The organism is Paenibacillus sp. MMO-177, assembly GCF_037147795.1.
GTDB lineage: Bacteria > Bacillota > Bacilli > Paenibacillales > Paenibacillaceae > Pristimantibacillus.
The window spans coordinates 113,106-129,362 of the sequence record NZ_JBBCUR010000001.1; the positions used below are offsets into that span (position 1 = coordinate 113,106).

Sequence of the window (16,257 nt, forward strand, 5' to 3'; positions counted from 1 at the left end):
CCTTATACCTTAATCGGATTATTGCGTAAACGGAATAATTGCGTCATTTTGTCAATCTGCATGCTTCCCTCATACAAATAAGCGAATTCCATCGCTGCATCTCCGGACATCCACTCCTCCGGCGGACGGCTGATGACATCGGCAATTCGAAGCTGGGTTGGACGCATAAGCGAAGCGGCGATAATGACATCCGTCCGGCCGTTTACGCCTGCATGGGCGACACCTCTCAGTGCGCCCATTACGTATATATCACCGCTGCACAAAATTGTACCGCCCGGATTGACATCCCCGGCAAGCAGCAGGTCACCGTCATGCTCGATTGTTTGACCGGAACGGACAATTCCCGTTATAACATGAGGACCGGCAGGAGCCGCATTGGTCCCATCCTGCACCGAAGAGGAAGATTCAATCGACTGAACCATTAAATTGCCCTGCGAGCGAATAACCGATTTGATCCGTTCCTTATCATCCTCGCCAAGCTGCCTTGTCCCCAATTTCACATGCACGTGAACCAGCGGGCCGGTCAGCAGCTGCTGATGCGTTTTCTCCAGCTTATACTGCAGCTCGTCAAGCAAAACCGCAAATTCGCACTTATCGTCGAGAAGGAACACGAGACCTTCCTTGACACCTTTTATCATAATATGCTGCTTCTCGGTCACGTCTGTCCCTCCCCAACGTAATCCATTCTTTTCGCGGTGTGCAAATTCCTGCTTCCTGCCTATAAATTATTCTTCTTCCGCATTCGGCCTCAAATGGCTATCAAAAAGACGCCTTGCCGGTACGTAAACCGCCAGAGCAAAGACCAGCTGAAGGAACAGGCTTGGCAAAATATGATCCATCAGCGCCCAGGCATACGTTTCATTCGTAATCCGGAAGACCATGTTAACAAAATATACAATCGTGTCATACAGAATAGAGCCAAGGCCAACCACGGACAACGCCGTGAGCAGCGTGCTGCGCCGGCGTTCCAGCAGTACGCCGGCATAGTATCCGATAAGTCCCATGGCAAACGCGTTAACGCCCATTAAATGTCCGAAGTAGACGACATCCTGCAGAAAGCCAAAGCTTATCCCGAAAAATAAAGCCCGATGCCGTCCGCTGTACAATGCGGCAAAAACAACAAAAACGAACATAAAGTGAGGAACGAGTCTTCCAGTCAACTCAAACGGAATAAGCCAAGGCATTATGGCGCCCTCTACGATAAACAAGAGCAGCATGACTAGAATAAGACGGTTGATGCCTTTATCGCCCATCCTATTCATCTCCCGATTCCGATGGCTGAACGACAAAAACTTCGGTCAGGTGATCGAATTTGGCTGCCATTTTAATCGTAGCGGTATGGGTAAGGCCAAAATCGCCGACCTGTCTTGTTTCTACCGTACCGATCACGAGACCACGCGGATAGACATTGCCAAGACCGGAAGTAATAACCGTATCGTCAACGATCATTTTGTCGTTCTCGGCAATTTTGGTCATAATGAGACGATCTGTTTCCTTATCATAGCTGCCGACAATACCAAATGACTCGTTCTCCCTGCCGAGAACCGTTGCCGCAATGCCGTTTGACGTTGGCGAGGTATCATCCAGTTCCGTAAGCGGAGTTACTGTTGCCGTGTACGGACGGACATTGCTCACAAGTCCAACAAGTCCGTCAATTGTCGTTACGGCCATATTGGGTTTGATTCCGTTCTTTGAACCTAGGTTAATAACCATCGTATGATTGTAAGGATCGTTATCAATTGCAATAACTTGAGCAATCAAATAATTGTATTTGTACATATTCTTCTGACGTTCCGTAAAGTGAAGCTCTTTTTGAAGCCGCTCATTCTCCTTCTGAACAAAATTATAATTAATCTTGTCCCGCGCATAAGCAGCAGCCGTCAACTTTAGCTGTTCGTTCTCCTCATGCAGTGTCTTGAGTTCGCGAATGTCCTCAAAGAAGCCCGCTACTAATCCAGCGGGCTTGTAGAACCATTGCTGCGCGAATCCAACAGAATCGCCGAGAAATTTCTCGGGCCAAGTCAGCTCCTTGCGGTCGCTTAGTGAGAAGCCGATAACCGCAATGAAAAGGATCAATCCGATCATAAGCATAAACAACCGCTTATTTCTTAGCAGCTTAAACAGTTTTAATCACCTGCCCGTTCCATATCCTAACCGCTCTGGTTCTATTATCGTTTTGAGCGGGAAGATCCGCCTTTTTTGAACAAGTGAATGTGGTCAAGCGAACGGCCTGTACCAATAGCTACGCAATCAAGCGGATTATCCGCTACTATGACAGGCATTCCTGTTTCGCGTGCCAAGAGCTTGTCCAGGTTGCGAAGCAACGCTCCGCCGCCAGTCAGCACAATACCGCGGTCCATGATGTCGGCAGACAGTTCAGGCGGGCATTTTTCCAGCGTAATTTTTACCGCGTCTACAATCGAATTCACCGTGTCCATCAGCGCTTCCGTAACCTCTTCCGATGTAATAGGCAGCGTCTTAGGCAGGCCCGTTACGAGGTCGCGGCCGCGGATTTCGATCGATTCGGAAACATCAAACGGAAGTGCCGTACCAATCTCCATCTTCAGCTGCTCGGCTGTTCTTTCGCCAATCATAAGATTATAGAAACGTTTGATATATTGGATAATCGCTTCGTCCATCTCGTCGCCCGCAACGCGGATCGAACGGCTTGTAACGATACCGCCAAGCGAAATAACGGCAACTTCCGTCGTGCCTCCGCCGATATCAACAACCATGCTGCCTGTTGGCTCCCATACCGGAAGATCGGCGCCGATTGCAGCTGCAAACGGTTCTTCGATCGTATACGCTTCGCGAGCGCCCGCCTGCTTGGCCGCATCTTCGACAGCGCGTTTTTCTACCGCGGTAATACCGGACGGTACGCATACCATCACGTTAGGATGTTTAGGAAACAGCGATTTTTGTTTTTGCGCGGAACGAATAAAATATTTGATCATTGTTGCGGTTGTTTCGAAATCGGCGATAACGCCGTCTTTCATCGGACGAACGGCACGAATGTTGCCAGGTGTTCTCCCGATCATTTTTTTCGCTTGTTCGCCAACCGCTTCAATCGTTTTTGTGTCGGTACGCAGAGCTACAACAGATGGCTCTCTTACAACAATACCTTTTCCTTTTACAAATACGAGCGTGTTTGCAGTACCCAAATCAATTCCCAAATCTTTCGAAAAACCACCAAACATGTTAATGCTCCCTTCTAATTGCGACAATCCTACTTATTATATTACATGTAGCCATGTTCCTTCAAACTGATAAACCTTCCATCCCCGATGACCAGATGGTCCAGCACTTCAATCCCCATTAGTTCACCGGCTTCCACGAGCCGCTTCGTTAACGCGATGTCTTCCGGGCTTGGCATAGGGTCTCCGCTCGGATGATTATGAACGCAAATAATTGAAGCACTGCCGGCTTTTACGGCCGCTCGAAAAACTTCCCTTGGATGAACAAGAGACGCGTTAAGCGTACCAACCGATAACGTTTCCCGGGCAATAATATGGTTCTTCGTATTCAGAAACAGGCAGACGAAGTGCTCCTTCTTCAGGTAGCGCATCTCTTCCATCACATAGTTCGCAGCATCCTGCGGTTTACGTACCGTCACGATCTCGCCTTGTCCGCTCCGTACGATACGGCGTCCAAGCTCGATTCCGGCCCGCAGCTGGACGGCTTTTGCCGGTCCGATGCCTTTTATTGCCGTCAGCTCGCTCATGCTCATATCGAGCAAATTTCGCAAGCTTCCGCATTCCTTCAATATTTTACCAGCCAAATGCACGGCCGATTCCCGCTTCGTACCCGTACGCAGCAGAATCGCAAGCAATTCGGTATGGCTAAGCGCTTCGGCCCCATATTGCATCATGCGTTCTCTTGGTCGCTCTTCATGGGGGACATTTCGTAACAGATTGCCTTGCTCCATGTCCGTCCCTGCCTTTTCTTCCGGTTGAAATGATATGGCATTACTTGGTGTTATGTCCAAATCAAGGTCACTTCATGAAAAGTTAATCTAGAAAACCTGAATTTCATAATGAGCAAGCATGTCCGACAACAGGGACACCGGCAGGCCAACGACATTAAAATAACAGCCGTCAATCTTCTCGACGAGCGTTGCGCCAAGTCCTTGAATTCCGTAAGCACCTGCTTTATCATCGGGTTCGCCCGTTGCGATATATCGCTTCAGCACTTCATCTTGCATCGGCTTCATATAAACCTTCGTCATCCGATGCGCGGAAGTCTCGGCACCGGTCTCCGCAACCACGCATGCCACTCCGGTATAAACTTCATGCTCGCGCCCTTGAAGGCTTCTTAGCATGGACAATGCATCTTCACGGTCCTTCGGCTTGCCGAGCACCCGGCCGTCCACAACAACAATCGTATCCGCTCCTACTACAAGAGAATGGTTCTCTTCCCGGCGTTCCTTCAGAATTGCTGCGGTCGCATGCGCTTTGCGAAGAGCCAGCTGCTCGACAATATGCGCAGGCGCCCAATCGGAAGGAACCGATTCATCCGCATCCGAGGACAAAATATAAACCGGCAAGGAAAGGCCCAGCGATGCGACCAGTTCCTTCCGGCGCGGTGACGACGATGCCAGCACGAGCTGGCTGATCGGTTTAGTCGATTCATACTTGCTCAAAAGTACCACTTGCTCCTTCATTTCCGGCAGATAAGCCGGTTTACAGTTTACGATATAACCAAATAGCGGCTAAAGCGCCAATAATGCTGAATAAACTAATTTGAACATGTACATTCAGATCCAGGCTGAGCACATACAGATCAACGGCGGGAGACCAGGTTGTATCGATTGTTTTGGTCAAAAAGGAGATTCCGGATACCGGCTCCAGCCATCGCGCAACGAGTGCGCCGGCCACTAAGCCCAGCACGAGGAAAAGCAATAAAATCCAGCCGTTTTTCTTCATTATTCAACGCCTCTCGCCATTAATTGACACCTGTCCCTATTATACTTAGGTTCGATTTCGTTTACAATGCGTTGATGGACTCATACCACTCTTTTTGCGTCAATACCGCATCCATCAGCGCATCCTGGACAGCCCACAAATGCGATTGCGACGGCTTTTTATCGTATTCCTCTAGCGACTTGGCCGCCGTATTCATAGATCGAATTAATTTTATGAGAAATGCCTTTCCGGACTCATCCGTTACGCCTGCCTGCATCGCCTTGACGCTTTCCGTCCACTTCTGATGCTCTGTCTGCCAAGACTCGGCTGCGGCAGAGCTGAGCGGCGACAAGCTTGGCTGCTCCAGCTGCGTTAATACCAGCTCGTCGAGCATGCTGATCAGGCCTATCGTATTGTTCAAAAATACCGTTGCCGCTTTGGCATCTCCGGCAAATGGGAACTGCTGAGGCACCTGAACGTCGACCTGCTTGATATAGACCGGAATATCTTCCCCGAGATCGTTGCTGAGGGCGAGCGCCTGTCCCCGGTCTATCGCCATTCCGGCATATACCCGGTAATCGTTAGCCGTCCGCAGCTCCGCCGCAGCCAGCCCCTTATCCGTCAGCTCCTTGATGGCAGCATCCCTGCCTTCCGTATTGCTGAATACTCCGTATTGGAGCAGCTGATACGATTGAAGCGGAATATCCAGCTTCACGCGGCCGGCGGCCGAATGATTCGTTGCCGGGCTGGACGTGCCGCCGTTCGTATTTGTTTTTCCCCCTCCCGGCGATGCGCTGGGATTAGTTACGGATCCGTTAACGGGATTCGCCAGCTTATTATTGGAATCGGACTGATCCGGCGTATTGGTAAACAGGGAGAGCAGCAGATAGCCGAACAACGCACCCGTTGCGAGCGCTCCGGCTACCGATAGAAATACTTTAATCCAGGATGGAGGCGCGGAATAATTATAAACCGGACCTGACCATCGATTGGCCTTCTGAACGCCGTAATCCAGATCCACTTCCAGCTCCGGATAATGCTGCGGCTCGCCCCATGAATTGGATTCCGCCTGCTTAGGTACGCCATGCAGCTCCCCCTGAACATACTTTGGTTCAGACTGCGTCATCGACTCCGGCAATGACACGGAAGGCTGTACCTTTTGGCGGGGATGCCACTGCGCGGTACGCTGCGGCTGCTTGGCTGATGGTCCGGGCTCCGGTTGCGAATCGGGAACATCCGGTTCCTGAACAAGCCTTGGCTTTGTTACCGGCACATCGGCGGCAGCTGCCGGCCTCTTCTCCGCGGCTGAAGCCGGCTTTGGTTCCGTCTCGCGAATCAGATCCTCTAACGCGCCGACATCCTCCTGAAACGGACTCATCCAGGGGCTAAATGGGCTTTCTGCAGTCTCGTATTCGGATTTGGCATAGAGAGGCACAATATTCGAAGGCTTGCCCTGTTCCCGTTCCGGGGCTGGCTGAGGCTTAGCGCTAATTTCCTTACGGCCTTTATCTTCTATCGTCTGGCCAGTGCGGTCAAATCGGTAAGTGATCCGGTTATTCTTGTTCATGACATTCTCTCCTTGTCCCGTTCTTCTAATGCTACTCTATGAGATTCGATAGAGAATTATGATAGATTTGCCGGACTCGCTCACTAAAAAAACGCCCCGAAAAACCTCGCGCGAGGTATTCAGGGCGTTCTTCGCCATCCTTGATTTATGGTTTATGCTTTCGCTTTCAGCGTCCTCGCAAGCGCATCCGCCGTTTTCCAAATATCGCCTGCACCCATCGTAATAACAAGATCGCCCGGAACAACCTTAGCGGTCAAATGCTCCAGCACCTCTTCTTTTGTCGGCATATAAAACGTGTTGGCATTGCTGTTGGTCTTGATCATCTCAACCAGCTTCCGGGAATGAACCCCTTCAATCTGCTGTTCGCCTGCCGGCGAATAGATATCCGTAATGATAACCTCATCCGCCTCCGGGAATGCCCGGCTGAACTGCTCCAGCAGGAAGAAGGTGCGCGTGTAGCGCTGAGGCTGGAATACCGCAATAATACGCTTGCCCGTTGCTTTTGCTGCGCTTATCGTTGCCTGAATTTCCGTCGGATGATGCGCGTAGTCGTCAATGACCAGAATGTCATTCACTTCGCCAAGCACCTGGAACCGGCGTTTTGCGCCGATGAATTCGTGAATGGCTTCCGCAATTTTGTCAAATGACAGTCCTGCTTCGAGGCAGGTAATGACCGTTGCCATCGCATTGTACACATTGTGGCGGCCAGGTACGGACAGTTCGATGGTGCCAAGCGATGTCCCGCGATGCGTCATTTCGAACGATACCTTGCGGTCGCCGAGGCTGATTTTTTCCGCTTTATACTCGGCATCGCTGTCGATACCGTAAGTAATCAGCTTCGCGGCTGTGTCCGCGTCAAGCTTCGGAAGCAGCTCGGTAATCGTCTCGTCGTCCCCGCATACAATTGCCTTGCCGTCTGTCTTCACCTGGGACAGGAATTTGACATAAGCTGCTTTCAGCTTGCCGAAATCGCCGTCGTAGTTCTCCAGATGGTCAGGCTCAATATTCGTTACGATAGCAATGCTTGGGTGATACTGCAAGAATGAACCATCGCTTTCATCCGCTTCCGCAACGACGTATTCGCCTTTGCCAGCTTTTGCGTTCGTTCCCACATTGACGATCTCGCCGCCGATTATATAAGTTGGATCGGCATCGCACTTTTCCATAACGAGTGCGATCATGGAGGAAGTAGTCGTCTTCCCATGCGCTCCGGCTACGGCAACGCCTTTGCCGGCATTCATGAGCCGCGCAAGCATTTGAGCACGGTGCAGCACCGGAATATTAAGCTCCTCCGCCGCCTTCCGTTCCACATTGTCTTTCGAGAGCGCAGTCGAATAAACGACAAGGTCTGCGCCCTTGACATGCCCCGCCTCATGGCCGATATAGATTTGCGCGCCTTTCGCCGCAAGCTTCTCCGTCAATTCCTGACGGGCTACATCGGAACCGGTAATTTTATATCCCATTTCGAGCATAACGCGGGCGATTGCGCTCATGCCGTAACCGCCGATTCCGATGAAATGAACATGTTCTGCCGTATTCAAAGACGGTTCACCAACCTTTTTCAGAATCCGAGTTGTACAATATGCGGGAGCGAACGTCACCTATCAAATAAAGCGTACCAGTCACAACCCCAAGGTCTGTTTCCCCGGTTAATTGTTGCAATTTGCGGAGGCCTTCGCGCCAATCCTTCTCCACGATAAGCTCAAACGAAGACTCCGCAGGCTTCACTTCGCGGACAAGATCGGCGAGAAGTTCCGCGTCATACTTGCTGCGGAAATCAGGCTCGGTCACGATAAGCGTATCCACTATTGGTAGTATATGCTTTAGAACATCCCGATGATTCTTATTCTCTACCATCGCCATCATGACATGAAGACGGTCGTACCGGTAAGTCGAGCGAAGCGCCTGCACAAGCGATTCGGCGCCTTCCGGATTATGCGCGCCGTCAATCAGAATGCGGGGAGAACGGGATACCATCTCGAGACGTCCCGGCCATTTCGCCTCGCGAAGCCCTTCTGCGAGCGCATCGTCTTCTACGATCAAAGCGTAATATTGGCGAAGCACTTCAAGCGTCATAACCGCAACGGCGGCATTCGTCCGCTGATGCGCGCCGTTAAGCGTAATCGTGAGCGGTTCTATAGCACGGAACATGCCTTCGAAACGGAAGGTTTGCTCATCCTCTTCGCTAGACAGTTCCTTAATGTTGAACTGCTCGCCTAACAGATACAGCGTGCTCTTCTTTTCCGCGGCCGTCCGCTTCACAACCTCAACGACTTCGGGTTGATCCACGGCGCTTACTACCGGAACGCCGGCTTTAATGATGCCTGCTTTCTCGAAGGCTACGGCCTCAAGCGTGTTGCCGAGCCGGTCCATATGGTCATGGCCGACATTCGTAATAACGGAGATGACGGGAGTAACGATATTCGTAACGTCCATTCTGCCGCCGAGCCCCGTTTCCCAAACGACGTAATCCGGATAAGTAACGGTCGCATAGAACAAAATCGCAAGAGCCGTAGACACTTCGAACATCGTAGGCGAGCCGAGCTCGGTCTCTGCTAGTTCTTCTACATGCGGCTTAAGCACATTGGCCAGACGAAGAAGAGTTTCTTCTTCAATATCCTTGCCGTTATATTGAAACCGGTTCGTGAACTTCGTAATATATGGCGAAGTAAACGTCCCTACATCGTATCCGCATTTCATCAATACGCTTGTTAAGTACGCGCAGGTCGAACCTTTGCCGTTCGTACCCGCAATGTGAATAAATTTGAGCCTGCGGTGCGGGTTGTTAAGGCGCTCCAGCAGCTGCTCAATGCGGTCAAGACCCGGGCGGATTCCAAACGGAATAAGCCCGTTGATCCAATCGACCGCTTCCTTATAGGAACGAAGCATGCCGCTTCGTTCCGTTTCTGTTCCGTTTTCGATCATCGTAAACGTCCTTCTTCCATCAGATCATTAGCTGCGCAGCTCTTCGATGCGCGCAAGAACCTTATCGCGTTTGCTTGCGTAGTCTGCCATTTTGGCGCGTTCTTCTTCAATGACTTTGGCCGGTGCCTTCGCAACAAAGCCTTCGTTGCCAAGCTTTTTCTCAACGCGCTCCACTTCGGAGTTGAGCGTTGCCAGCTCTTTCTCGAGACGCGCGATCTCCTGCGAAATATCGATCAGTCCCGCAAGAGGCAGGTAAAGCTCCGCACCGGTTACGATTGCCGTCATGGCTTTATCCGGAGCGGTCAGGCCAAGACCGGTCTCAAACGACGAAGTGCCGCAGAAACGTCTGATAAATTCCTCGTTGCGGCTGACAATCGCCGCCTCGGCTTCGCCGGAAGGCTTGATCATCAGCTCAACCTTCTTGCTCATCGGCACATTCACTTCCGCGCGAACGTTGCGTACCGCACGGATAATGTCCATGAGAAGCTCCATCTCTTTTACCGCTTCCGGCGCTTCAAGAGCCTCGTCGTATACCGGCCAAGCGGCTACGGTAATCGATTCGCCTTCATGCGGCAGATGCTGCCAGATTTCTTCGCTGATATAAGGCATAAACGGATGAATCAGACGCTGCGTACGGTCAAGCACGTAAGCCAGTACCGACTGCGTCGCGCGTTTTGCCTGCTCGTCAGTGCCGTACAGGTTAAGCTTGGCAAATTCGATGTACCAGTCGCACAGATCATCCCAGATGAAGTTGTACAAAATACGGCCGGTTTCGCCGAACTCGTAGCTGTCGATCAGACGGGTAGCTTCGCGCACCGTTTCGTTCAGGCGATGCAGAATCCAGCGCTCAGCTGTACCGAGATTGCTCTTGATATCGATATCGGAAGCCGTGAAGCCTTCAAGGTTCATCAGAGCGAAACGGGATGCGTTCCAAATCTTGTTCGCGAAGTTGCGGGCCTGCTCGACCTTCTCGATCCGGAAGCGCAGATCCTGACCCGGCGTGCTGCCCGTCGAGATCATGTAACGCATCGCATCGGCACCGTAGTTCTCGATGACGTCAAGCGGGTCAACGCCGTTGCCAAGCGATTTGGACATTTTGCGTCCTTCCGCGTCGCGGACGAGACCGTGCATCAGCACGTCCTTGAACGGAATTTGATCCGTGAACTCAAGCGCCGTAAAGATCATGCGCGCAACCCAGAAATAAACGATGTCATAACCCGTTACAAGAACATCCGTCGGGTAGTAACGTTTGAAGTCTTCCGTTTCCTCCGGCCAGCCGAGCGTGGAGAACGGCCAAAGCCCGGAGCTGAACCAAGTATCCAGAACGTCTTCATCTTGACGGAGCGATGTGCTGCTGCAAGCCGCGCAGGCGGTTACGTCCTCGCGGGCAACATGCATCTCGCCGCAGGATTCGCAGTACCATGCCGGAATGCGGTGGCCCCACCACAGCTGGCGTGAAATACACCAGTCGCGGACATTCTCGATCCAGTTCAAATAAATTTTCTCGAAGCGGTCCGGCACGAAGTTAACGCCATTGCCGGATTTCTGCGCTTCGATTGCGCGTTCAGCCAGCGGCTTCATCGCAACGAACCATTGCGTCGACAAGTACGGCTCAACAACCGCGCCGCTGCGCTCGCTGTGACCGACCTGATGCACGTGGTCCTCGATGCGGATGCAAACGCCTTGCTCCTGCAGATCCTTGACCAGCTTCTTGCGGCAGTCCGCACGGTCGAGACCTTGATAAGGACCCGCATGCTCGTTCATGGTGCCCGTCTCATCCATGACGATGATTTGCGGCAGGTCATGGCGCAGGCCAACCTCGAAGTCGTTCGGGTCATGCGCAGGCGTAATTTTTACCGCGCCGGATCCAAAATCCTTCTCAACGTATTCATCGGCAATAATCGGAATCTCGCGTCCAACGACCGGCAGTACGATCAGCTGTCCAATCAGATGCTTGTAACGCTCGTCTTCCGGATGAACCGCTACGGCCGTATCGCCAAGCATCGTCTCCGGACGCGTTGTAGCAACGGTAATATAACCGCTACCGTTCTTGAGCGGATACTGGAGATGGTACAGGTGGCCGTTCAGCTCTTTGTACTCTACTTCAATATCGGACAAAGCCGTGCGGGCAGCCGGATCCCAGTTGATAATCTTTTTGCCGCGGTAGATAAGGCCCTTCTCGTGCAAACGGACGAATACTTCGCGTACCGCCTTGGACAAACCTTCGTCCAATGTAAAACGTTCGCGGGAATAGTCCAGAGACAGTCCCATTTTGCCCCATTGCTCGCGAATGGTGTTCGCATAAAGCTCTTTCCAGTCCCAAACCTGCTCCAGGAATTTCTCGCGGCCAAGGTCGTAACGGCTCAGCCCCTGCTCGCGCAGCTTCTGTTCCACCTTGGTTTGAGTAGCGATACCCGCATGGTCGGTGCCAGGCAGCCACAGCGTGTCAAAGCCCTGCATCCGTTTGGTGCGGATAATAATATCTTGAAGGGTGAAATCGAGCGCATGCCCGATATGAAGCATCCCCGTAACGTTTGGCGGCGGGATTACGATCGTAAAAGGCTTTGCTTCCGGGCGCTGGCCCGCCTTGAAAAATTGACCCTGCTGCCAGAAGTCGTACCATTTCTGCTCAGCTGCCTTCGGATCGTAAGTCGTCGGCATCGTTGTCTTGTCTGACATCTTTACATCCTCCTAAAAAATTTTACTTCGCAAGCATTGCCATTCCTGTCATTGCATGGATAGAAATACAAAAAAACCTTCCGCCCTTATAGCAAAGGACGAAAGGTTATCTTCCGTGGTACCACCTTTGTTCCGCACCCCAGAAAAGCAAGCACGGCACTCAAACAGATAACGGCTGCGGCCGGCCTGAAATAACGGATGAACCCGCTTCATTCAAGCAACTCCGGGGCGACAAGCGAAGCAGTAAATTCCTGCGGTACCTTTCAGCGTTACAGTCCCGCTCTCTGAAGGCTTGGCTGCTTACTCTTCCCCTTCAACGTCAATATATGTTGAAAAAAATCAGATATAGCATATTTTATCCAAGATGTCCCCGAAAGTCAACTTGCGTCTACGCCTAATTAGTGACCCATCATCATTGGCATTTCGGCTTTTTCCGCGTTTGCGCCTTCCGCGCGCTTCGGCTTCGAGAGCAGGAACCCGACCAGCGTGCCAACGACACCGATAATCGCAAGAATCAGGAACGTATCCCCGTAAGAGGAAGACGCCACATGGGAAGCAATCACAGGCGTGATATCGGCAGGATTCGCAATGCCTCCAGCCGCCATTTCGGAAGCCATGTAATGCTCGGTGCGTCTAGCCAGAATCGTTGCAAGTCCCGCTACCGCAAAGGATGTCATAACCTGCTGGGCTGCGCTCGTAAGCGATGTTACGCGGCTGACCAGCTCGGGAGGAGCCGATTGAATAATATGCGTATTCAGCGGCATCATCGAAAGACCCATACCCGCTCCAAGCAGAATCAGCGGCAAGATATACGAGCCTACCGTTGCGTCCGACGAGATGTTCGACAAGAGGAACGCTCCGATCGTTACGATGGCCAGACCGCTCATGACAAGCGGGCGAGCGCCAATCTTGTCAAACAGCTTGCCGCCAATCGGCATAAAGACCGCTGCGGCCAAAGCCTGCGGAAGCAGGATCAAGCCGGTATCAAGCGCAGAGTAGCCTTTGGCTGTCTGCAGGAACAGCGGGAACAGGAACAATGTGCCGAAGAGAGCAATTTGGGATACCCACTGAACGACAATCCCTTTGGAGAAATCCGACGATTTGAACACGCGAAGCTCAAGAAGCGGCTGTTTGCGGTTCAATTCCACGATAATAAAGATGATAAGCGAGACGCCGCCTACGATAAGGCCGGTCAATGTTTTCGTGGAGCCCCAGTCCGTACCGCCTTCGCTAACGCCGTAAGCAAGACCGGCGAAAGCCAGCGGAGCGAAGATCATGCCAAGCACGTCAAGCTGCGGAACCGTTTGGCGGGCCAAAGCCGGCAAGGTGCGAAGGCCAAGAACAACCGCCACAACGCCAACGGGGATGTTAATGATAAAGATCCAGTGCCACGTTACATAGTCAACCAGCCAGCCGGCAAGAACGGGTCCAAGAGCAGGCGCCAGAAGCATCGGAATACCGATCATGCCCATAACGGCACCTTGTTTGCCGGGAGGACTTAAACGGTAAGTAAAGGCCATTGCAATCGGGGCAACCATACCGCCGCCCAGGCCTTGAATAATACGGAAAATAATCAATTGTTCAGCGGTTGTCGCAAATGCGCAAAGCGCGGAACCAACTGTAAACAGAACGATGGAGGTCAGATAGATTTGCTTCGCGCCGAAACGGTCGGATAACCATCCGGCAAGCGGAATAACGGCAGCCTGCGCAAGGGCATAGCCGGTTACCGTCCACTGAATAAGCGACAGGCTCGCTCCCCCGAAATCTTCACGCAGCTTAGGAATCGCGACATTCATCGCCGTGCCGTCAAGAATAACCATGAACATCCCCACAATGATCGCAAGCAGCGGCACCATAATGGATTTGATAGGCATGGAGCTGTTGTTTGTTGCTTCAGTCATGAATTTCTTTCTCCTCCTAAAAAATATTGAAGTAATTCTTGCTTGGCAGCAAGTTACTCTCTCTCTATTTGCAAATCCGCCGACGCCTTGACCTGTTAACTATCCAGCAGTAAAATGAGTAAGGCGTAAGACGACTGCGGACAATTGTCCGCTAACGTATGATACCGGACAATTGTCCGCTTTGTCAATACAGTCACGCTTTATTATTTTTTCATGAAATGGAGGGTGCGCGCATGACCGATAAAAAGAAGGACTCGCAAGAGGTGAGCAAGATGATTTTGCAAGCCGCAAGGTCCCTTTTTGCCGAACACGGCGTTGAAGCCGTCAGCATGCACCAGATTGCTAAATCCATTCAAATTGGACAAGGCACGCTGTACAGACGTTATGCGAATAAATCCGACCTATGCATGGACCTGATGAATGACACCTTCGAGGATCTGATGGAGGACATCCGCCGGCTGCTTGAGCCGCTCGCCGATAAACCTGTCCGGGACAGATTGACAGCCGTTCTCCGTCGCCTGATCGTATTCTCGAATGATCAGCTGGAATGGTTGAACGTGATCAAGGTCAACAAGACGTGCAAACCGGATGAAATCGATTTTTATAAAAGTCCAAACTACCTGAAATTAAACAATCTATTTCTATCTCTCCTTCAGGAAGCGCAGCGCAAAGACGAAGTTATCGCGCTTGTTCCCGAATTTACGGCCCATATGCTGATCAGTGCCATGGCTCCCGAATCTCTTCTCTATTATTCGAAGGTGCTGGGTTATTCGATCGAACAGATTGCGGACAATTTCTGCATGACCATGCTGAATCCGCTGTTCAAAGCTTAAAAAAGCTCCTCCGTCAGCCAAGAGAAGGCTGAGAGAGGAGCTTTTTTTGATTATGGAATATAGAGCAGCTGTCCTTCCGCAACGGAAGATTCGTTCAAGCCGTTATACAGCAGAATCTCGCGCGGATTCAAGCTGTATCTGACCGCAATCGACTCCAGGGTCTCATCTCTTTGAACGATGCAGACACGGATTTTGCGGAATTCGTTCTCCTCCGATTGCTTGCCGAGGAATAAGGTCTTCCACTCGATATCGTCGCCGGATGAACGGGTTTTTGCCTGTTCCGCCTGCTTGGCCGCAACCTCTTCCGCCGCTTGGCGGGCAGCCTGCTCCCGCTTGCTCGTCTGCAGCAGCGTCATCAGACCAACATTTGGCGCCTGCTCCGGATTGTTGTCCGGCTGCTTGCTGCCGACGCCTATCCGGATCTCCTGCTTCTCGTTGTCCGGCACGCGAGGAGCCTCCGGTTGAGCCTGCCATTCCGCTTCGACGGCCGACTCACCGCCAAAGGAAGCAAAAGCCTCCTCGTTTGGTTCATCCGCCTGCTCGGCTAACGACTCTTCCTGCCAGTCCTCTTCGCTCTCCTGCTCGTAAACGTAAGTATCCTCCCTCTGCGATGGAGGAGGCGCTTGAGGAGGAACCGTTGGCTGATAGAATGAGGCCTCCGGTTGATTCACCGGCTGATTCACCGGCTGATTCACCGGTTGATTTGCCGGCTGGCTCGATTGGAACCACTGCGAAGCAGACCAGCCGCTGTCCCTCGGCGAAGCCGAGATCGTAACGGAAGCATCCGCTTCATCGGCTTCGTCTATCTCTGCTTCCTGCTCCTCTTCCTCAAATGCTTCGAAGCTTTCTTCCTCTTCCTCAAACTCATCTTCCTGAGCTCTTTTCGTTCCAGGCAGCTGGCCTGCAAAGCCTGTAAAATAAGGCTGCTGGCTTACGGACTGCCAGGTTTCCTGAGGCTGGGCTTCAATGTCCGATTGAGCCGATGCCTCGAATTCGGATTCTTCATTCGAAGCTTCGCGCTCATGGACGACTGTTATCGGCTCCTCGCGCCATGCCTCTTCCGCATCCGGAAGCGGTTCAACCAGAATACCTCTAAGCGATAATACCCCGGTCACATTAAGCGTCCGCGCGGACAATAAATCCACATCAAAATTATCAATTTCTACCGATATGTCGTCGAGCCGGGATACCCGGTTAAGCGGCAGCGTAATTTCGACCGGAATCCAATGCTCCAGCGTCTGCAGACTGCCTCCGTCCGATTGACCGCGATATACGCCGTTCAAGAGCAGCTGCCCTTTCAGCACCGCATGATCACCCTGCTCAATCACCTGAATACGCGGGGTTAGCTCAATTTCCTCCAGTTCGTCAATCGCCGCTACCTCGTCCGGCAAATGAATACGCTCATACAAATCAAATCGCAAGCCTTTGGATTGATCTGTCACGCGATATCC

The 16,257-nt window shown here is 52.0% G+C and carries 14 protein-coding genes and 1 other annotated feature; of the genes, 1 reads left to right on the plus strand and 13 read right to left on the minus strand.

Features of this window, described 5'->3' with window-relative positions; translation table 11 throughout:
- Positions 1 to 2: 2 nt before the first annotated feature.
- From WFK81_RS00515 to WFK81_RS00570, 12 genes are all read right to left on the minus strand, one after another.
- Positions 3 to 659 (minus strand): septum site-determining protein MinC, encoded by a 657-nt coding sequence (locus WFK81_RS00515; RefSeq protein ID WP_442956014.1) that lies wholly within the window; start codon positions 657 to 659, stop codon positions 3 to 5.
- 66 nt (positions 660 to 725) lie between these two features.
- Positions 726 to 1,253 carry a rod shape-determining protein MreD gene (mreD, locus tag WFK81_RS00520; protein WP_336784516.1) on the minus strand — a complete coding sequence of 176 codons (528 nt, stop codon included), beginning with the start codon at positions 1,251 to 1,253 and terminating at the stop codon, positions 726 to 728.
- Position 1,254: 1 nt separating this feature from the next.
- Entirely contained in the window at positions 1,255 to 2,091 is an 837-nt protein-coding gene (gene mreC / locus WFK81_RS00525) for a rod shape-determining protein MreC (protein ID WP_336784517.1), read from the minus strand.
- Between the two features lie 77 nt (positions 2,092 to 2,168).
- Positions 2,169 to 3,197 (minus strand): rod shape-determining protein, encoded by a 1,029-nt coding sequence (locus tag WFK81_RS00530; protein ID WP_127494594.1) that lies wholly within the window; start codon positions 3,195 to 3,197, stop codon positions 2,169 to 2,171.
- A 41-nt stretch (positions 3,198 to 3,238) separates the two neighbouring features.
- The gene (gene radC, locus WFK81_RS00535) at positions 3,239 to 3,925 is read right to left on the minus strand and encodes a RadC family protein (protein ID WP_336784518.1); all 687 of its coding nucleotides are present in this window, start codon (positions 3,923 to 3,925) and stop codon (positions 3,239 to 3,241) included.
- A gap of 87 nt (positions 3,926 to 4,012) precedes the next feature.
- Positions 4,013 to 4,639 (minus strand): Maf family protein, encoded by a 627-nt coding sequence (locus tag WFK81_RS00540; RefSeq protein WP_336784519.1) that lies wholly within the window; start codon positions 4,637 to 4,639, stop codon positions 4,013 to 4,015.
- 40 nt (positions 4,640 to 4,679) lie between these two features.
- Positions 4,680 to 4,922 carry a DUF4321 domain-containing protein gene (locus tag WFK81_RS00545; RefSeq protein ID WP_336784520.1) on the minus strand — a complete coding sequence of 81 codons (243 nt, stop codon included), beginning with the start codon at positions 4,920 to 4,922 and terminating at the stop codon, positions 4,680 to 4,682.
- Positions 4,923 to 4,983: 61 nt separating this feature from the next.
- Entirely contained in the window at positions 4,984 to 6,468 is a 1,485-nt protein-coding gene (locus tag WFK81_RS00550) for an SPOR domain-containing protein (protein WP_336784521.1), read from the minus strand.
- A gap of 152 nt (positions 6,469 to 6,620) precedes the next feature.
- Complete coding sequence (murC, locus tag WFK81_RS00555) at positions 6,621 to 8,009, minus strand: UDP-N-acetylmuramate--L-alanine ligase (protein ID WP_336784522.1); 1,389 nt, start codon at positions 8,007 to 8,009, stop codon at positions 6,621 to 6,623.
- A gap of 7 nt (positions 8,010 to 8,016) precedes the next feature.
- Positions 8,017 to 9,393 (minus strand): bifunctional folylpolyglutamate synthase/dihydrofolate synthase, encoded by a 1,377-nt coding sequence (locus WFK81_RS00560; RefSeq protein ID WP_336784523.1) that lies wholly within the window; start codon positions 9,391 to 9,393, stop codon positions 8,017 to 8,019.
- A 27-nt stretch (positions 9,394 to 9,420) separates the two neighbouring features.
- Positions 9,421 to 12,072, minus strand: coding sequence for a valine--tRNA ligase (locus tag WFK81_RS00565; protein WP_336784524.1), 2,652 nt, complete (start codon positions 12,070 to 12,072; stop codon positions 9,421 to 9,423).
- A 91-nt stretch (positions 12,073 to 12,163) separates the two neighbouring features.
- Positions 12,164 to 12,398: a binding site (T-box leader), on the minus strand.
- Between the two features lie 72 nt (positions 12,399 to 12,470).
- Entirely contained in the window at positions 12,471 to 13,973 is a 1,503-nt protein-coding gene (locus tag WFK81_RS00570) for an MDR family MFS transporter (RefSeq protein ID WP_336784525.1), read from the minus strand.
- 233 nt (positions 13,974 to 14,206) lie between these two features.
- Between WFK81_RS00570 and WFK81_RS00575 the strand changes: the two genes are divergently transcribed.
- On the plus strand, positions 14,207 to 14,806 hold the full coding sequence (locus tag WFK81_RS00575) for a TetR/AcrR family transcriptional regulator (protein WP_336784526.1): 600 nt from the start codon (positions 14,207 to 14,209) through the stop codon (positions 14,804 to 14,806).
- Between the two features lie 50 nt (positions 14,807 to 14,856).
- Here the strand turns inward: WFK81_RS00575 and WFK81_RS00580 are convergent, their stop codons facing one another.
- Positions 14,857 to 16,248: a LysM peptidoglycan-binding domain-containing protein gene (locus WFK81_RS00580; protein WP_336784527.1), complete on the minus strand. Its 1,392-nt coding sequence runs from the start codon at positions 16,246 to 16,248 to the stop codon at positions 14,857 to 14,859.
- Positions 16,249 to 16,257: the final 9 nt, after the last annotated feature.

Excerpts from the sequence above, each read along its gene's own strand:
- WFK81_RS00550 (WP_336784521.1), bottom strand. The coding sequence starts at position 6,468 with ATGAACAAGAATAACCGGATCACTTACCGATTTGACCGCACTGGCCAG.
- WFK81_RS00575 (WP_336784526.1), top strand. The coding sequence starts at position 14,207 with ATGACCGATAAAAAGAAGGACTCGCAAGAGGTGAGCAAGATGATTTTG.
- WFK81_RS00570 (WP_336784525.1), bottom strand. The coding sequence starts at position 13,973 with ATGACTGAAGCAACAAACAACAGCTCCATGCCTATCAAATCCATTATG.
- mreD (WP_336784516.1), bottom strand. The coding sequence starts at position 1,253 with ATGGGCGATAAAGGCATCAACCGTCTTATTCTAGTCATGCTGCTCTTG.
- WFK81_RS00565 (WP_336784524.1), bottom strand. The coding sequence starts at position 12,072 with ATGTCAGACAAGACAACGATGCCGACGACTTACGATCCGAAGGCAGCT.
- WFK81_RS00560 (WP_336784523.1), bottom strand. The coding sequence starts at position 9,393 with ATGATCGAAAACGGAACAGAAACGGAACGAAGCGGCATGCTTCGTTCC.
- mreC (WP_336784517.1), bottom strand. The coding sequence starts at position 2,091 with ATGCTTATGATCGGATTGATCCTTTTCATTGCGGTTATCGGCTTCTCA.
- WFK81_RS00530 (WP_127494594.1), bottom strand. The coding sequence starts at position 3,197 with ATGTTTGGTGGTTTTTCGAAAGATTTGGGAATTGATTTGGGTACTGCA.
- radC (WP_336784518.1), bottom strand. The coding sequence starts at position 3,925 with ATGGAGCAAGGCAATCTGTTACGAAATGTCCCCCATGAAGAGCGACCA.
- WFK81_RS00545 (WP_336784520.1), bottom strand. The coding sequence starts at position 4,922 with ATGAAGAAAAACGGCTGGATTTTATTGCTTTTCCTCGTGCTGGGCTTA.